We start from the raw sequence: 15,786 nt of genomic DNA, 5'->3' as shown, positions 1-15,786 counted from the left end.
GCATGGAACATAAGATGAAGGTTCATCGTCGCCTCGGCCTTTTCATGGCGTCTTCCCTGATGCTTTCGGCCTGTACTGTCGGGCCGAACTATCAGGCAGAGCGCATGAAGGTGCCGGCCCAGTTCAAGGAAGCAGCGGAAGAGCACCCTGCAACCCAGGAAGAAATTGACCGCACCAACAAGGAAATGACCGAGTGGTGGGCGGCGTTCAAGGACCCGGTGCTGACCGGTCTGGTCGAGCAGGCGATCAAGGGGAACTATGATCTCCAGATTGCCGGGCAGCGGATTCTGGCCGAGCGCGCCATCCGTGACCGGTCTGCCTCGCAGTGGTATCCGCAGATGGATGCCAATATTGGGGGCGGGGATGTGCGGTATTCCCTGAATATTGATAACTGGCCGATCCGCCCCGGTAACCCGCAGAACCGGCCGGAAGCCTCCATGCTGACCTATGGCGCAATGGCGACGTGGGAAGTGGACGTATTCGGGCGTATCCGCCGTGATGTGGAAGCGCATGAGCGCGCCGTGGAAGCCTCCATTGAAGGCCGCCGTGCGCTCCTGATGACGATGCTGTCCGAACTGGCATCTGACTATATGCTGCTGCGCGTCACGCAGTTGCAGATCAAAATTGCCACGGACAATATCCGCGTTGCCAAAAATGCGGTGGATCTGACCAACAAGCTGTATCTGGAAGGCGTGGGGAACACCCTGCAGATTGCGCAGGCTCAGGCCGAGCTGGATACGCAGATTGCAGCGCGTGAACCGCTGAAAACCCGTGTCTCTCAGGTAACGCACGCTATTGCCGTGCTGCTGGGGCAGATGCCGGGTTCTCTGGAAGATGAACTGAAGGTGCCCCGGCCCCTGCCGACCGTGCCGGAATTTCCCGCGACCCTGCCGTCTGTCGTGATTGCCAACCGCCCGGATATCCGTATGGCGGAACGCCAGTACGCACTGGCGACGGCGCAGATTGGCGTGGCTGTGGCCAACCTGTATCCGCACTTTGTCATTCCGCTGACCTTCAACCCGAACGCATCGGCCATGTATCAGCTGTTTCAGGTCAATGCGATGAGCTGGCAGTTCCTGATGATGGCGAGCCTGCCGCTGATGCACGGTGGCAAGATGACGTCCGAAGTCCGGGCGGCTCAGGCCTCGGCGGAAGCAGCGCGTCTGACCTATCGCCAGTCCGTGCTGAACGGCTTCAAGGAAGTTGAAGACGCCATGGCGGCTTGGCACGATGATATTGAATATGCCGAGCAGCTGCATAAAGCGGCAGAAGACAGTGCCACGGCCAGTGAGCGGGCACGGCGGTTGTATGGTGCTGGTCTGGTCGGCTTCCTGGAAGTGCTGACAACCGAGCGCACCACCCTGAATGCGCAGAACATGGAAGCACTGGCCCGTCTGGAACGTCTGCGTGATGCAGTGAACCTTTACACGGCATTGGGCGCAGGCTGGAAAGGTGTGGCGCTGACCAATTCCACCCTGCCAGTTTCCCTCGAAACACAAAACGTGCTAGCGCGGGCCTTCAAGCAATGATCTGAAAGGTCACATCATGAGCAAGTCTTCGTCTCCTTATGTGCGTCGGCTGCTCTGGATTGTGGCCTGTTTTGTGGGTGGTTTTGCGTTGCTGTGCGTGAGTGGCTGGGCGCTTGTCGTCAATGGCAGCACGCAGGACTCCGCAATGGTGACAGCCCTGCGCTGGCTGCCCGTTGCGACGGGTGCGATCACGGTAGCGGCGGGGTTTTTCCTGCTGTCTCTGCCCGTGCCTGAAGACCCGGAAGATTTCTTTCTGCCGGATGATGCTGACGGCGAACTTGAGAGAACAGACGGAAAATAAGAAGAGGTTCAGCCTGTTATCAGAGCTGAACCCTTCTCGTCCTGACCGTCAGGCTTTGACGGACAGGAAATCAGCCAGAGCTTCGTTAAACAGAAGCGGGGCTTGCAGGAAGGCAAAATGGCTGGTCTCCGGCAGGATCATGTAAGAACTGTCCGGAATATGCGCCACCAGATATTCCAGATGGGGGCGATGAATCATCTCGTCCCGGTCCCCGTCTACAATCCACGCAGGACAGCGGATGGCGTTCAGGCGGTCTTCCGTAAATTCGGCATCATGCTCCCATTTCCACAGGCCCCAGACGGTTTTTGAAAAGACATCAAATTCATCCGGGGTCGGGGAAAGCTTGCGGTAGTCTTCTGTTGCGCGTTTTACAAAAGCGTTGACCACCTTATCCCCGCTACAGGCCAGATTAAGGCCGGAGGCGGACATATGCGCCCCATAAGCAAAGATGCGTTTGATGCGGTCCGGGTGTTCAGAGGCCAGAATGATGCTTTGCACACCGCCATCGCTCCACCCGACGAGACTGGCATTCGGGATTTCCAGATGGTTCATCAGGTGAATGATATCGTCGGCCATCTGCGCGTAGCTGAGGGGTTTATCCCCTAACGTGCTGCGGCCATGCCCGCGGCTATCCACGAGGATGACACGGTGCGTTTTGGCAAGATACGCAGCCTGTATCCCCCAGTAATCAGAGTTCGCCATGCCGCCATGCAGCATGATGATGACATCGTCCCCTGCGCCGCCTTCCGTATAATAGAGCGAGCATCCGTTAATGGGGGCGTGCTGTCCTTTAAAGGACGCCAGAGGGGCGGGAGTGGCAGGAAGAGTCTGCCAGCGTTTTGTTAAATGCTCAGTCATATCGTCAGGCCTCGTAAAAAAGCGTAGGGCATCTTGTTATAACAAGGTGCCCTACGCTTTTAGATGGCTGTGTATGACGAGACTTGCAAATGTGTGGGGCGGGATGCTGTTTCCCCAGATCCCCCGCTTGTCTTTTTGTTTGAAAAGCGATGGACTGGGGAATTCGTTGCCAGACAACAGGCCTTATTTCTTAGGCGTCCGAACGGCCGTCACTTCAATTTCAATCAGCCAGCCGGGGTTGGCGAGCTGGGCCACGGCAAAGGCGGAGCGCACCGGCAGGTTGGGCTGCTTTTCCGTGCCGAAATACTGGGTGTAGGCCTTCATCATGCCATCAAAGTCCAACTGCTTTGTGCGTGGGTCCGCCACCATATAGATATGCATCTGCACAACATCACCCATGGTCAGGTTCAGCTTTTTCAGTTCGCCTTCAATGCGCTGGAGGGAGGCGAGCGTCTGGGCGCGGGTGTCGCCATAGGCCTCAAGGCTTTTGGGCGGTGCGGTTTTGTCCTGCACCGGAGCCCCCATGCCGCTGAGATAAATGGTGGTGGCCCCGGCGGGGACTTCCACAGCGGTGGAGATGGGGAATTTCCCTTCACCATGACGGATCACACCGCCCTCAGCATGCGCCAGAGCAGGGAAGGCAGCCAGAGCCGTCAGGGCTGCGGCGGGGATCAGGCTTTTAAAAAGGCGCACGTTATTCTTCCTCTACTGACAGATGGGGACGCATTTCAGAAACGTCTTCTGGTTTCAGCGCATCAGTATAATGGTTCCCGAAATGTGTGCGAACGTAATTGACGACATTGGCCACCTGCTGGTCATTCAGCAGCCCGGCAAACCAGGGCATGCCGCCAAAGCCGTTCAGCACCACATAAGCAGGATACTCGGCACTTTTCAGTTTGGGGTTGCCAGCCAGAGCCGGGAACTGGGCCCCGGCTCCCACAGCGCCTTTGCCGTCTGGCATATGGCAGCTCTGGCAGACGTGATGATAAATAGCCTCACCATCCGGCAGGACCTGCATTTTACCGGCCACGGCACTCGCACTATCCGCATGGGCTGCAACCGGGGCAAGGGCAAGGGAGGCAAGGCCTGCGGTAAGGCAGAGAGACGTTACAAGCAGAAATTTACGCATCAGGCGGCTCCCAGCGCGCGTTTGTGCAGACGGGTCACGGCATCCAGTGCTGAGAGAATGGCTCCCTCCTGCCAGCACCCGACGTAAGAGGCATGCTCACCTGCCAGAACGAGGCGATTGTCCACGGCGCACAGCGTTTTGTAATGGGTTTTGCGGGCTTCTTCCGTCCACATGGAGCAGCAGCCCAGAGTCCAGGGCACGCGGCTCCATGCAAAACTGACGCCGTTTGAAAACTCTTTGCGATACTGAGGATGAATGGCCATCCCCTGATCCAGAGCGCGCTGAATACGTTCTTCCGGCGTCATGCCTGCAAAATCGTAGGCGGCGGGCCCGAACATGTAGCCTCCCAGCAGCACACCGGGACCTTTTGAGAAAATGCCGTTGCTGGGGTAGGAAATCTGGCTGATCTGCTGGTCGGTAAAGCTGATACCACCGTAAATCTGATCATCTTCCTCCCAGAAGCGGCGCTTGAACTCCATCCCCATTTTGACGGAGGACGCATAGGGCACGGCGGCAATAGCGGCTTTCATCCCCGCATTAACCTGCACATCAAGCTGAGACAGCACAGAAAGCGGAATGGTGCAGACACAATAATCGGCCTGCGCCTGTCGCACAGCATCGCCATGGGCGGTGTCAGTGTAGGTAACGGTCACGCCACGGTCATCCTGATGGATGGAGGAGACCTTGCAGTTCAGCGTGATGAGGTCTTTGACCTGGCGGGTGAAGCCTTTGCCGATCTGGTCCATCCCGCCGACGGGCTGGAACATGGTGGTCTGCATGTCCAGCCGTTCGTGAAAGGCCATCCAGTTCCACAGGCCGGACTGCATGACATCCTTACGGGCAAACGGATCGGAGGGGACGGGCGCGCCATCAATCCCACCGCCCTGCGGTTTTTCAAACCCTCGGCGCAGGGAACTGGTGTTGCCTTTGGCGTAGGCCATGTCCTTATTCAGAGCACCCCAGGATTTCATGGCGTCCCGGATATGGGCGCGTTCCTCTTCCGGGACCAACTCATCCAGCTTGTGCTGGTCAATGGCTTTGGCCAGCAGTTCTGCCGTAAAGCCGTTGAAGTCAGACGCCAGTTCCCGATACCGTACGGCCTTGCCGCCAAAGGCGCCGGTGGAGTGCAGCCAGCTATTGTGGTTCAGCTCGATAAAGGGTTCGAGCTGCACGCCAAACTCGCGGCAATAATGTAGCAAACCCTGATGGTGGTACGGGATACGCCATGGGCCGGGGTTGATATAATTGCCCGGTGCAAAACCAACTTTCTGGGTGGCACCGCCCAGTTCCTTGACGGTGTCACCCCCGCGCAGGCTGATATTGCGGCCGCCGCTGCGGCTTTGGAATTCCAGAATCTGGACTTTGTAACCCGCTTTCCGCAGTTCATAGGCCGAGAGCATCCCGGCCAGACCCGCACCCAGCACCAGCACACGGGTGCCGGGCTTAGCGCCTGAAAGCTGGGGTGGGCCACGGAAATCTGTGCCCATGGCGTGGCCCAGAGTGGTCATGGCCTGATACAGCGCGGCGCTGCCAGCCAGAGTGCCGATGCGGGTCAGAAGCTGCCGGCGCGTCGGTGCGGTGGGCGGATGAGCGTGTGGCATCAGGTAATCCCGAGATGATGTCAAGAATAGTCAGGCCGCGTGGAATGACCGGCATTTCCTCACAACCGATCATGACGGAATCAGATCGTTTGTGTATCGTAATGCTAAGACATCTGTTACGGCATGACAACATCTCAGATACGCCAAATCGTGCAAAATAGTGCGCAGGGATTTTTACTGAGGCCAGGTCCAGTTCCGGATTTCGGGCATGTCCTCGCCATGCTCACACACATAGCGTTCATGTTCCGCCAGTTTGTCGCGCACGGCCTGATGCGTATAGGCCGCCTGACTGGCCAGCCGGGGCACCCGCCGGATGACGTTGGCAACCAGGTGGAAACGGTCCAGATGGTTGCGCACGGTCATGTCAAACGGGGTGGTGGTGGTGCCTTCCTCCCGGAAACCATGCACATGGAAATTGGCGGCGTTTTTCCGTTTGTAGATGAGTTGATGCATCAGTGCCGGATAGCCATGGAAAGCAAAGATCACGGGTTTGTCTGACGTAAACAGCGCATCGAACGTCTCATCCGGCAGGCCGTGCGGGTGCTGCTCCGGTGTTTGCAGCGTCATCAGATCGACCACGTTTACAAAACGGATTTTTACATCCGGAAGGTATTCATTCAGCAGGCTGACAGCGGCGAGAGCTTCCAGTGTCGGCACATCCCCCGCACTTGCGATGACAACGTCCGGCGCGCTCCCTTTGTCATTACTCGCCCATTCCCACATGCCAATGCCTTGCTGGCAGTGGGTGAGGGCATCATCCATGCTGAGCCACTGCAATTCCGGTTGTTTGCCAGCCACAATGACATTGATGCGGTCCCGGCTGCGCAGGCAGTGGTCGGCCACGCACAGCAGCGTATTGGCATCCGGCGGCAGATAGATGCGCACGGTCTCTGCTTTCTTGTTCACCATATGATTCAGAAAGCCGGGGTCCTGATGGCTGAACCCATTATGGTCCTGCCGCCAGACATGGGATGTAAGCAGATAGTTCAGTGAGGCGATAGGCCGCCGCCAGCTGGTTTCCCGCGAGGTTTTCAGCCATTTGGCGTGCTGGTTCACCATGGAATCGATAATGTGGATGAAGGCCTCATAGCAGGACAGAAAGCCGTGGCGGCCTGTTAGCAAATAGCCTTCCAGCCAGCCCTGACAGGTGTGTTCGCTGAGGATTTCCATCACGTGGCCGTCTTTGGCCAGATGATCATCATACGGTTCAGTTTCCGCGTTCCAGGCGCGGTTGGTGACATCCAGAACGGCGTTCAGGCGGTTGGAATTGTTTTCATCCGGGGCCAGTACACGGAAATTCCGTTTGTCCAGATTGGCCGCCATGACATCTTTCAGCCATTCACCCAGAACGCGGGTGGATTCTGCCACGGTCTTACCGGGAGCTGTTATGGCGACGGCATGGGCGCGGAAATCCGGCAGGCGAAGGGGGCGGAGCAGCGCGCCGCCATTGGCGTAAGGGCTGGCGCTCATCCGCTTGCCGGGCGGTGGGGTAAGGGCGGCAATCTCGTCTTTCAGGCTGCCATTTTCATCAAACAGTTCTTCTGGCTTGTAGGACTTCATCCATTCTTCAAGAATGGCGAGGTGGCCGGGTTTTTCCATATGGTCTACCGGCACCTGATGCGCCCGCCAGAACCCTTCCGTGCGCAGGCCATCTACCGTTTTGGGGCAGGTCCAGCCCTTGGGGCTGCGGAGAACTATCATTGGCCATGTAGGGCGCTGTGGGGCGTCCTTACCGCTACGAGCGGCAGTCTGAATGGCGGTAATGCGGGCAAAAGCCTCGTCCATGGCTTTTGCCATAGCTTGATGCATGGGGGCCGGGTCATGCCCCTCCACAAAAATTGGCTCGTAGCCACAGCCTTTCAGGAAATCACGCAGCTCATGCTTGGGGATGCGGGCCAGAACGGTGGGGTTGGCAATTTTGTAGCCATTCAGATGCAGGATGGGGAGCACGGCCCCGTCTGTTTTGGGGTCGAGAAACTTGTTGGAATGCCATGAGGTGGCGAGTGGCCCGGTTTCTGCCTCGCCATCCCCCACCACACAGGCGACCACAAGGTCCGGATGGTCAAACACCGCGCCATAGGCGTGGGAGAGGGAGTAGCCCAGTTCACCGCCTTCATGGATAGAGCCGGGCGTGGTGGCGGCTGCGTGGCTGGGAATGCCACCGGGGAAGGAGAACTGACGGAAGAGGCGCGTCATGCCCTCTTCATCCTGCGTCACGTCCGGGAAGTATTCCGTATAGGTGCCTTCCATCCATGTGGAAGCAATCAGCCCCGGTGCCCCGTGGCCGGGCCCGGCGACAAACAGGATATCCTGCCCCTGTGCCCGAATAATACGGTTGAGGTGCAACCAGATGAAGTTCAGTCCGGGTGTGGTGCCCCAATGGCCCAGAAGACGCTTTTTGATGTGCTCCAGCTTGAGCGGTTCCCGCAGCAGAGCATTACGCAACAGGTAGATCTGGCCAATGGAAAGGTAATTGGCGGCATGCCACCATTTATTGAACAGATCCAGCTCTTCGGCTGAAAGCGGGCCGGGGTTTGGGGCGGTGCTGGTCATGGTGGTCCTTCCGGGGAAAGGGGCAGAGACGAGGGAGCATAAACCAGAAACGTTCGGACTGGAGTACGGTTCGGGTATGGCTGAGGTCGAGTAGCGACATAAAATGGGGCTGCTCAGGCGACCATCTTCATTAGGTCCCTGCGTGGGAATGGGGCGGTGTCTCTTAAACCTAAAGAGCGTCATCATCAGCTGGGTGCCTGCATAATGTTGCTATATGGCAACTACCCCTCAAAAACATTCCGGAATCGATTCATAGTGATGGCAGTTTCCTGAGTGCCTCCTCATACTGCGGAAATAACTTGGGTCGTGGTGTCCTAAAGTACTTTTGCAGAAAGTATCGGGTGAGGCATGATGATAAGAAACAAAATTTTCTTGATGACGACCACCCTGTGTGTCGTAACGCCTTCTATTACCGCAGTGGCTGCAACATCTGAAAAATATCGTCCTGCAGCGCAAAAACATCCTGTTGATCAGGCACATTCCCAAAAAAATAAAATAAGTTCTGCAAAATCGTCTTCATCTCATGTTCCGCCTGTACGTCATAAAGATACGGGCCCCATGATGGCGGGAGAGGCAGAAACAATTAACGTAACAACAGGAACACATTCGACCAACCGCAAGGCGCGTCAAAGCACATCTCCTGTAACGGTTGTCTCGGCTGCCACTTTGGCCCGATCAGGACAAATGAATCTCGCAGATGCGCTGACACGCACTTATGCTTCCATTAACGTTGTCGCAATGGGAGCGGATTCTGCGGCCTTGACCTCATCCATTCAGATGCGTGGGTTGGGGCCGAATGAAGTTCTTGTTCTGGTTGATGGCAAACGGCGGCATAATACTGCAAACATTGTTGCAGATTCTGGCCCGCAGTTTGGTTCTACAGGGGCTGATATTAATAGCATCCCCGCCAATATGATTGATCATATTGAAGTGCTGGAGGATGGAGCCGCGGCCATGTATGGCTCGGACGCCATTGCCGGGGTTGTTAATATTATCACCAAGAAAAGAGACCATGGCGTGAGCATGAGCGCACAAACAGGCGCTAATGCGTATAATGGTGACGGGTGGCAATACCAGTTAAATGCCGATGGCGGTTTGAAATGGGGGAATAATGGTTTTCTCCATCTTAGCGGCCAGATGTATCATACTGATCATATGACCGTAGGGGCGAAGGACCACCGCCTTCTGGGGTATTGGCCAGAAGGTGCCTCTACAAATGGCTACTATACGGGATCTGTAAAAGTTCCTCTTGATTCAAATAAGATTCTTGGCCGTCCTGAAGAAACGCGTGAGAATTTTGGCATGGATTGGGGTAAGGATATAGTGGATGATCGCCTGCAGTTTTACGGCAACCTGACCTACATGCATCGGCATGGGGAGGCTTACGAAAACTATCGGATTCCTAGTAGTGCACCCAGTATGTATCCCTGGGGTTATTCTCCATTAGAAACTAATGAAGAAAACGACTACGCTGTCACAATGGGCCTGAAAGGGAACAGGCTTTTTGGAGATTGGGATTGGGACGCAAGTTCAACTTATGGTGCTGACGGCACCAAGATTGGTAACAAGAATACCGTCAATACAGGGATGCTTGCCTCAACATGTTCTACTAATCCTTCCAGCGCATATTATTCGACAGATGGTTGCGGTTGGTCTCCCACATCTACCCGGGCTGAAACTTACCGGATGGCCCAATGGACCAATAATCTGGATTTCCGTCATCGCTTTAATATTGCCCACACTGTACCGATGACACTGGCCATAGGTGGAGAGCATCGACTTGAAACTTATCAAATTATAGCGGGTAACCCGAATTCCTATGAACTGGGCGGCACGCAGGGGTATGCCGGTCTGGGGCCGCAGAGTGCGGGGAACTGGCACCGTGATATTTTTGCGGCTTATATTGATGGTGATTTCCATCCTTTGAAAAACTGGGATTTGGATTTTGCTGGCCGCTTTGAACATTATACGGATGTGGGCAATACCCAGACAGGGAAAATTTCAACCCGCTATGATGCGACAAAATGGCTGGCCTTTCGCGCAACAATCAGTACCGGGTTTCGCGCACCCACCCTTGCAGAGCAGCATTACAGCGCAATGAATGTTGGTCCGACCAGTGCGTCTGGTATGCTTGCCGCGTCATCGGCGGCAGCACGTGCTTTGGGGGCTTCAAAGTTAAAGCCGGAGCAATCTGTCAGTGAGAGTGGTGGTATTGTTATTGAGCCAATAAAAGGTTTTCATATTGAAGCCGATGTCTATCAGATCAATCTGCGTGACCGTATCGTAGGCGGCGGGACGGTCAATGGTCAGGCTGCAGTCAATGCTATTGAAGCAATGGGGTATACGCTTGCCGGACCAGCTTTGTCTGACCCCTCTCAGGATAGCGCCTATTATCTCACCAATGGTGCGAGTACCCGGACTCAGGGGCTGGATATCAAAGCGGACTATGCTTTTCACATGGAGCGTTATGGGACGCTGAATTTGTCAATGGCGCTTGATCTGAACCGGACGCGCCTCCATCACAACGGTCTGGATTCCAATGGGAATGAAGTTCTGAACGCACAAAATATTGGCTATATCACAACAGCCTATCCTCGTAGCAAAATCATTCTCAATGCATTTTATACGGTGGATAAGTGGGATATTAATATTCGTCAGACACGTTATGGCGAAACAACAAATATGCTGGAATATCAGGACTGGACAAATGGCGCCCTGACATGTCCTGCAGATGGACAGGCTCTGCGCTATTCCAATACCTGCTTTGCTCAATTCAAAAATTCACCACGTTGGCTGACTGATCTGGAAGTTGGTTACCGATTCAACAAAAATTTCCATCTGGCTGTTGGTGCAAACAATATTTTCAACGTACGTCCACGCAGAATTCCTCATGTGAATCAGGCTTATGGCAGCCAGGTTTATGACCAGTTCTCGCTCCAGGTGCCGATTACTGGAGGATACTATTACGGGCGATTGAATGTCACATTCTGAAAACAGATTATATAAAAAATAAAAATACTGATTTTTTGGTTATTTTCTTCTGATGTAAGGGTTTTGCATGGCTATGAGTTCCGGAAGATTGCCTCCTACACGTCGGCAGTTTCTCACCAGGGTTGGTGTTCTGGCCGGAAGTGCTGGTCTTTATCAGGCCATGACCAGCCTGGGTCATGCCATGCAAAGTGATTTTAAAGGGCCACCCAAGCTTTCCGGTGCTAAGGCAGGAACGACAGTTCTTGTATTGGGGGCTGGACTGGCTGGTATGCTTGCGGCCTATGAGCTGCGGAAAGCTGGTTATTCTGTAAGGGTTCTTGAATTTCAGAACCGTGCAGGTGGCCGCAATATGACACTGCGCGGCGGAGATACCCTAACGGAACTGGGTGGAGCAACACAGAAAGTTGGCTTTGCAAAAGGGAATTATATTAATCCGGGTCCGTGGCGTATCCCGTATCACCATCAGGGCCTTCTCCACTATTGCCGCGAATTTGGGATTGCATTAGAGCCATTTGTGCAGCTCAATCACAATGCATGGCTTCATTCTTCTTCAGCATTTGACGGTAAACCTGTCCGATACCGTGAGTTTGCGTCTGACCTGAATGGCTATACGGGGGAATTGCTTTCTAAGGCCATCGATCAACATAAACTTGATGATGTTATCACGCATGAAGAGCAGCAGCATGTTCTTGCAACCATGCGCGGCTGGTCTGGGTTGAGTGATAAAAACACATGGGAGGCAGGGGCACGGTCCTCATTGCGCCGTGGTTACGATAAAATGCCATCAGCAGGTGTAGAGGGCGCTCCGACCTATTCAAACCCTTTGCCGCGAGCCGAGGTGATGAAATCCGGCCTCTGGCGTTGGATGGCTTTCCCCGAGGCTCTTGATATGCAGACGACCATGTTCCAGCCCGTGGGAGGAATGGACCAGATTGGAAAAGGCTTTGCTAGCAGAGTAGGGGACCTGATTACTCTTGGGTGTGCCGTGACAGCCATTCATCAGGACGAACACATGGTGAAAGTAGCTTATAAAGATTGCCAGAATGGGAATGTCTTGCGGGAAGTAACTGCGGAGTATTGTGTCTGTACTATTCCGCTTCCTGTCCTGTCACAACTCGATATTCAGGTCAGTGGTCCGCTAAAAGCGGCTATTGCGGCGGTGCCTTATGCGTCATCTGTCAAACTTGCCTTTGAGTTCAAGCGCCGGTTTTGGGAAGAGGATGAACAGATTTACGGTGGGATCAGTTTTACAGATCAGCCTATCAGTCAGATATCCTATCCAAGCCATGGAGCCCTTTCAAAAGGCCCAGCAGTTTTGCTGGCCGGTTATATGTTTGGGCCGGCAGCCTATGATTTTGCGGGCATGACCCCAGACCAAAGGGTTGCAGAAGGGCTGAGGCAGGGCTCGGTCTTTCATCCCAAATCCTATCGCCGTGAATTTCTCAATGGGATAGGTGTTGCATGGAGCCGCATGCCCTGGACGTTGGGGTGTTGCAGTATGTGGTCTGAACAGGCACGCAAAACCCATTATAAAACACTGGTTTCGATGGATAACCGCATTGTGCTGGCAGGTGAGCACGCGTCTTATGTGGGATGCTGGCAGGAAGGGGCAATCCTTTCGTCGCTTTCTGCCGTTATTCAATTACATAAGCGGGCAACAGGAGCGGCATGATGCGTTTTGTTCTTTTGTTGGCGGGAATGTTGCTCACTTTTCCCCTCATGTCGCACGCAGCACATGCCGATACGGCGAGTGGAGAAACGGGTAAGGTGCAGGTTATGCAAACAGGTGAGGCTGTCTATCACCATGTTTGCCAGTCGTGTCACATGCCGGATGGTAAGGGGGCACGAAATACGGCTGGCACAGGTTTTCCGGCACTTGCCAATAATGCAAGACTTCAGGATTCAGGTTATCCTGTCTATATGATTCTCAATGGGCGTGGGGGGATGCCCTGGTTTTCTGGTATTCTAACCGATAAACAGGTTGCCGATGTTGTGAATTATGTCCGGAGCCATTTTGGAAACCATTGGACAGACACAGTCTCCCCTCAGACTGTTGAAGAATTAAGGCCTACAGTCAAACTCGAAGAATAAAACACGGCCCTTCTGATAGCCTGATCGACGTTCTTAAATATATTCAGCCCGCAAACCGCGCAAAAGCCGGGCGGGTTCGCTGCTGTTCCAGAAAGGTCAGCATGGCCGTGCGGGCGCGGCCGGCGTCTTTACCAAGGCCGATCAGGCCGGAAATCTGGCCGGGGTGGCGCAGGAGGGAGCCGAGCAGCGCCTTGATGTTCAGGCCGCCATCCGGGGAGAGAACGGTGCCTGCAACTGGCGGTAGAGAGCGGCTGGCGGGGTCACACACCACGCGCAGCACGGCAAACGGTAATCCGGCTTCTTCCGCCGCGCGGGCCAGAAAGCCGCTTTCCATATCCAGAGCGGCACACTGGCTTGTTGCAAACAGATGCGCTTTTTCCGCAGCATCCAGCACAACGGTGTCGCTATGCAGCAAGGCGTTGCCCAGCACACCCGGCTGGGCTGCCCCCAGAATGTGGCGCAGTGTTGGGTCACACGCATAAGACGCGCCCCATGCCATCACGCGTTCTGGCAGGATGAGCGTGCCGGGAGGCAATGCCGGGTCCAGCCCGGCGGCCAGACCGAAGGAGAGGAGGCAGTCTGCTCCACAGGAAGCCAGTCGAGCCGCTTCCCGCTGCGCGCCGGTGCGGGTGGCTCCGCTGGCGGCAATCGCGGCATGCGGGAACACGTGCCGGATCAGCTTCGCTTCGGCTTTCAGGCCAACAAGAATACCGGGGCGGCTGGGGGAAGGCTGTGTGGTGTTCGTCATGTTTCAGAACCCAAAGGCGACGCGGCGCGTGTTGCTGCTTTCCAGATTGCGGTAGCGCGCTACAGCCATCAGCGGGAAAAACTGCTTGTAACCGTGGTAGCGGAGGTAAAACACTTTGGGGAAACCAACAGCGTTATACGGGTCCTCGTGCCATTCCCCGTTTTCATCCTGCTGAGCCGCCAGCCAGCTGATACCGCGTGTGACAGCCGGGTCATCCCGTCGGCCAGCGGCCATCAGGCCCAGAACAGCCCATGCTGTTTGAGAAGGCAGGCTTTCCCCGTAGGTGCCATGGCTGCCTCCTTCATAGGACTCGCAGCCTTCGCCCCAGCCGCCGTCCGGGCGCTGGACGGAGCGCAGCCATTCCACAGCTTTCACCACAGCCGGGTCATCATGCGAGACACCGGCGGCATTGAACGCGCACAGCGCGGACCATGTGCCGTAGATATAGTTTGTGCCCCAGCGGCCAAACCATGACCCGTCTTCTTCCTGCTCTTTGCGCAGGTAGGTCAGGGCGCGTTCCAGCACCGGGCGGTCTTCCCCATGGCCCAACTGGGCAAGGAAGGAGATGCAGCGGGCCGTCACATCCGCCGTCGGCGGGTCCAGCAGAGCGCCGTGGTCTGAGAAGGGGATATGGTTCAGTAGTTCTTTGTTGTTATCAATATCAAAGGCACCCCAACCGCCATCGCGGCTTTGCATGCCGAGTATCCACTGGCGGGCGCGTTCGATGGACTCGGCGTTGGCCAGGTCACCTTCACGGTGCAGCAGCATGCCGACCACGGCGGTATCATCCACGTCCGGGTAATAGTCGTTTCCGTACTGGAAGGCCCAGCCACCGGGCGCAACGTTCGGGTTGTTGACGGCCCAGTCGCCTTTAACGTCCAGAATCTGCTTGTCCCGCAGCCATTTGCTGGCCTTGCGCAGCTCTGTCAGCGTTTCTTCCGGGGCAATGCCTTTGGGGCCGGAGGCAGCCTCGAGCATGGCGTGGCCGGACAGCCCGGTGTCCCAGATGGGAGAGACGCAGGGCTGGCAATAGACTTCATCTTCCTTATGGACCAGCAAACCCTGCACGGCTTCCCATGCGGTGACGGCGCGTGGGTCTGTATCCGGCACGCCAAGGGCGCGATACATCATGACCACATTGGCCATGGCCGGATAAATGGCCCCCAGACCATCCTTGCCGTTCAGGCGCGGTTCAATGAAATCAATGGCCGCCTTGAGGGCTTTCTCATGCGTTTTGGACGGAATGAGGCCAAGGGTAGGCCGCAGCACGCTATCCAGCCTTTTGAACACGCGGCCCCACACGGAGCGGTAAGGACCACGAATCCAGTCCGTCACGCGCTCTGGGGGCGTGACGAACAGCTCACGAATATGGATCTGGCGCGGGTTGATGGCGATAGGCCGCAGGGCCGCCAGCACCAGCATGGGAGCAATGACCGTGCGGGACCAGTAGGACATGTTCCAGATGGAGAAGAAGGCCTTGCGTGGCAGAAGCATCAGCTCCACCGGCATAACCGGCGTTGCCCGCCAGGGTACATCCCCAAACAGGGCCAGCTGAATGCGGGTAAACACATTGGTGCGCTCGGCCCCGCCGTGGTCCAGAATGGCTTCCCGCGCACGCCGCATATGGGGGGCGTTGATATCTTCCCCCGTCGCTTTCAGGGCAAAATAGGCTTTAACGGAGGAGGACAGGTTAAATCCGCCGTTATGATACAGCGCCCAGCCACCATGCTCCTCGCTTTGCGTCCGGCGCAGATAGACCGCAATCTTCTGCTCAAGCGCATCATCAATCCGGTTCAGATAATGTTCCAGCAGGATGTATTCCGCCGGGATGCTGGCGTCGGCTTCCAGCTCATACACCCAGTGTCCGTCCGCCTGCTGGCGTTGCCCCAGAGCGGCATGAGCATTTTGAACCACACGATCCAGATCCTCACCGGAAAGCGGGGTCTTAGGATGTGCGCTGCCATCAGCGGCCATGGGGTGTTCCT

The 15,786-nt window shown here is 55.8% G+C and carries 12 protein-coding genes; 5 read left to right on the top strand and 7 right to left on the bottom strand.

The features are described from left to right. Positions 1-14 precede the first annotated feature (14 nt). Together ACHQGU_RS13805 and ACHQGU_RS13800 are read left to right on the top strand one after the other, a co-directional pair. Positions 15-1,529: an efflux transporter outer membrane subunit gene (locus ACHQGU_RS13805; protein ID WP_062249131.1), complete on the top strand. Its 1,515-nt coding sequence runs from the start codon at positions 15-17 to the stop codon at positions 1,527-1,529. 16 nt (positions 1,530-1,545) lie between these two features. Then, entirely contained in the window at positions 1,546-1,830 is a 285-nt protein-coding gene (locus ACHQGU_RS13800; protein WP_043551373.1) for a hypothetical protein, read from the top strand. A gap of 48 nt (positions 1,831-1,878) precedes the next feature. Here ACHQGU_RS13800 and ACHQGU_RS13795 read toward each other — a convergent pair whose 3' ends face one another. The 5 genes from ACHQGU_RS13795 to ACHQGU_RS13775 form a co-directional block, all read right to left on the bottom strand. Then, complete coding sequence (locus ACHQGU_RS13795) at positions 1,879-2,688, bottom strand: alpha/beta fold hydrolase (RefSeq protein ID WP_395495384.1); 810 nt, start codon at positions 2,686-2,688, stop codon at positions 1,879-1,881. Positions 2,689-2,871: 183 nt separating this feature from the next. Next, the gene (locus ACHQGU_RS13790) at positions 2,872-3,381 is read right to left on the bottom strand and encodes a RidA family protein (RefSeq protein ID WP_082779549.1); all 510 of its coding nucleotides are present in this window, start codon (positions 3,379-3,381) and stop codon (positions 2,872-2,874) included. Position 3,382: 1 nt separating this feature from the next. Continuing rightward, positions 3,383-3,817 carry a c-type cytochrome gene (locus tag ACHQGU_RS13785; RefSeq protein WP_395495383.1) on the bottom strand — a complete coding sequence of 145 codons (435 nt, stop codon included), beginning with the start codon at positions 3,815-3,817 and terminating at the stop codon, positions 3,383-3,385. Beyond that, positions 3,817-5,418, bottom strand: a complete 1,602-nt coding sequence (locus ACHQGU_RS13780; protein WP_395495382.1) for a flavin monoamine oxidase family protein — start codon at positions 5,416-5,418, stop codon at positions 3,817-3,819. The genes ACHQGU_RS13785 and ACHQGU_RS13780 overlap by 1 nt, the downstream gene beginning before the upstream one ends. Before the next feature lie 174 nt (positions 5,419-5,592). Next, complete coding sequence (locus tag ACHQGU_RS13775; protein ID WP_395495381.1) at positions 5,593-7,971, bottom strand: phosphoketolase; 2,379 nt, start codon at positions 7,969-7,971, stop codon at positions 5,593-5,595. A gap of 348 nt (positions 7,972-8,319) precedes the next feature. On the opposite strand from ACHQGU_RS13775, the gene ACHQGU_RS13770 reads away from it, so the two are divergent. From ACHQGU_RS13770 to ACHQGU_RS13760, 3 genes are all read left to right on the top strand, one after another. Next, positions 8,320-10,962, top strand: a complete 2,643-nt coding sequence (locus ACHQGU_RS13770) for a TonB-dependent receptor plug domain-containing protein (RefSeq protein WP_395495380.1) — start codon at positions 8,320-8,322, stop codon at positions 10,960-10,962. Positions 10,963-11,029: 67 nt separating this feature from the next. After that, positions 11,030-12,634: an FAD-dependent oxidoreductase gene (locus ACHQGU_RS13765; RefSeq protein WP_395495379.1), complete on the top strand. Its 1,605-nt coding sequence runs from the start codon at positions 11,030-11,032 to the stop codon at positions 12,632-12,634. Then, positions 12,634-13,053 (top strand): c-type cytochrome, encoded by a 420-nt coding sequence (locus ACHQGU_RS13760; RefSeq protein WP_395496445.1) that lies wholly within the window; start codon positions 12,634-12,636, stop codon positions 13,051-13,053. The genes ACHQGU_RS13765 and ACHQGU_RS13760 overlap by 1 nt, the downstream gene beginning before the upstream one ends. A gap of 43 nt (positions 13,054-13,096) precedes the next feature. Here the strand turns inward: ACHQGU_RS13760 and ACHQGU_RS13755 are convergent, their stop codons facing one another. Then, the gene (locus ACHQGU_RS13755; protein WP_395495378.1) at positions 13,097-13,801 is read right to left on the bottom strand and encodes a hypothetical protein; all 705 of its coding nucleotides are present in this window, start codon (positions 13,799-13,801) and stop codon (positions 13,097-13,099) included. A gap of 3 nt (positions 13,802-13,804) precedes the next feature. Beyond that, positions 13,805-15,775, bottom strand: a complete 1,971-nt coding sequence (shc, locus tag ACHQGU_RS13750; protein WP_395495377.1) for a squalene--hopene cyclase — start codon at positions 15,773-15,775, stop codon at positions 13,805-13,807. Positions 15,776-15,786 lie beyond the last annotated feature (11 nt).

Origin of the sequence: Acetobacter sp. KSO5 (assembly GCF_044094635.1) — a bacterium.
GTDB classification, from domain to species: Bacteria; Pseudomonadota; Alphaproteobacteria; order Acetobacterales; family Acetobacteraceae; genus Acetobacter; species Acetobacter cerevisiae.
The sequence above is the reverse complement of the archived record's forward strand: the minus strand, read 5'-3'. Positions and strand labels throughout refer to the sequence as shown.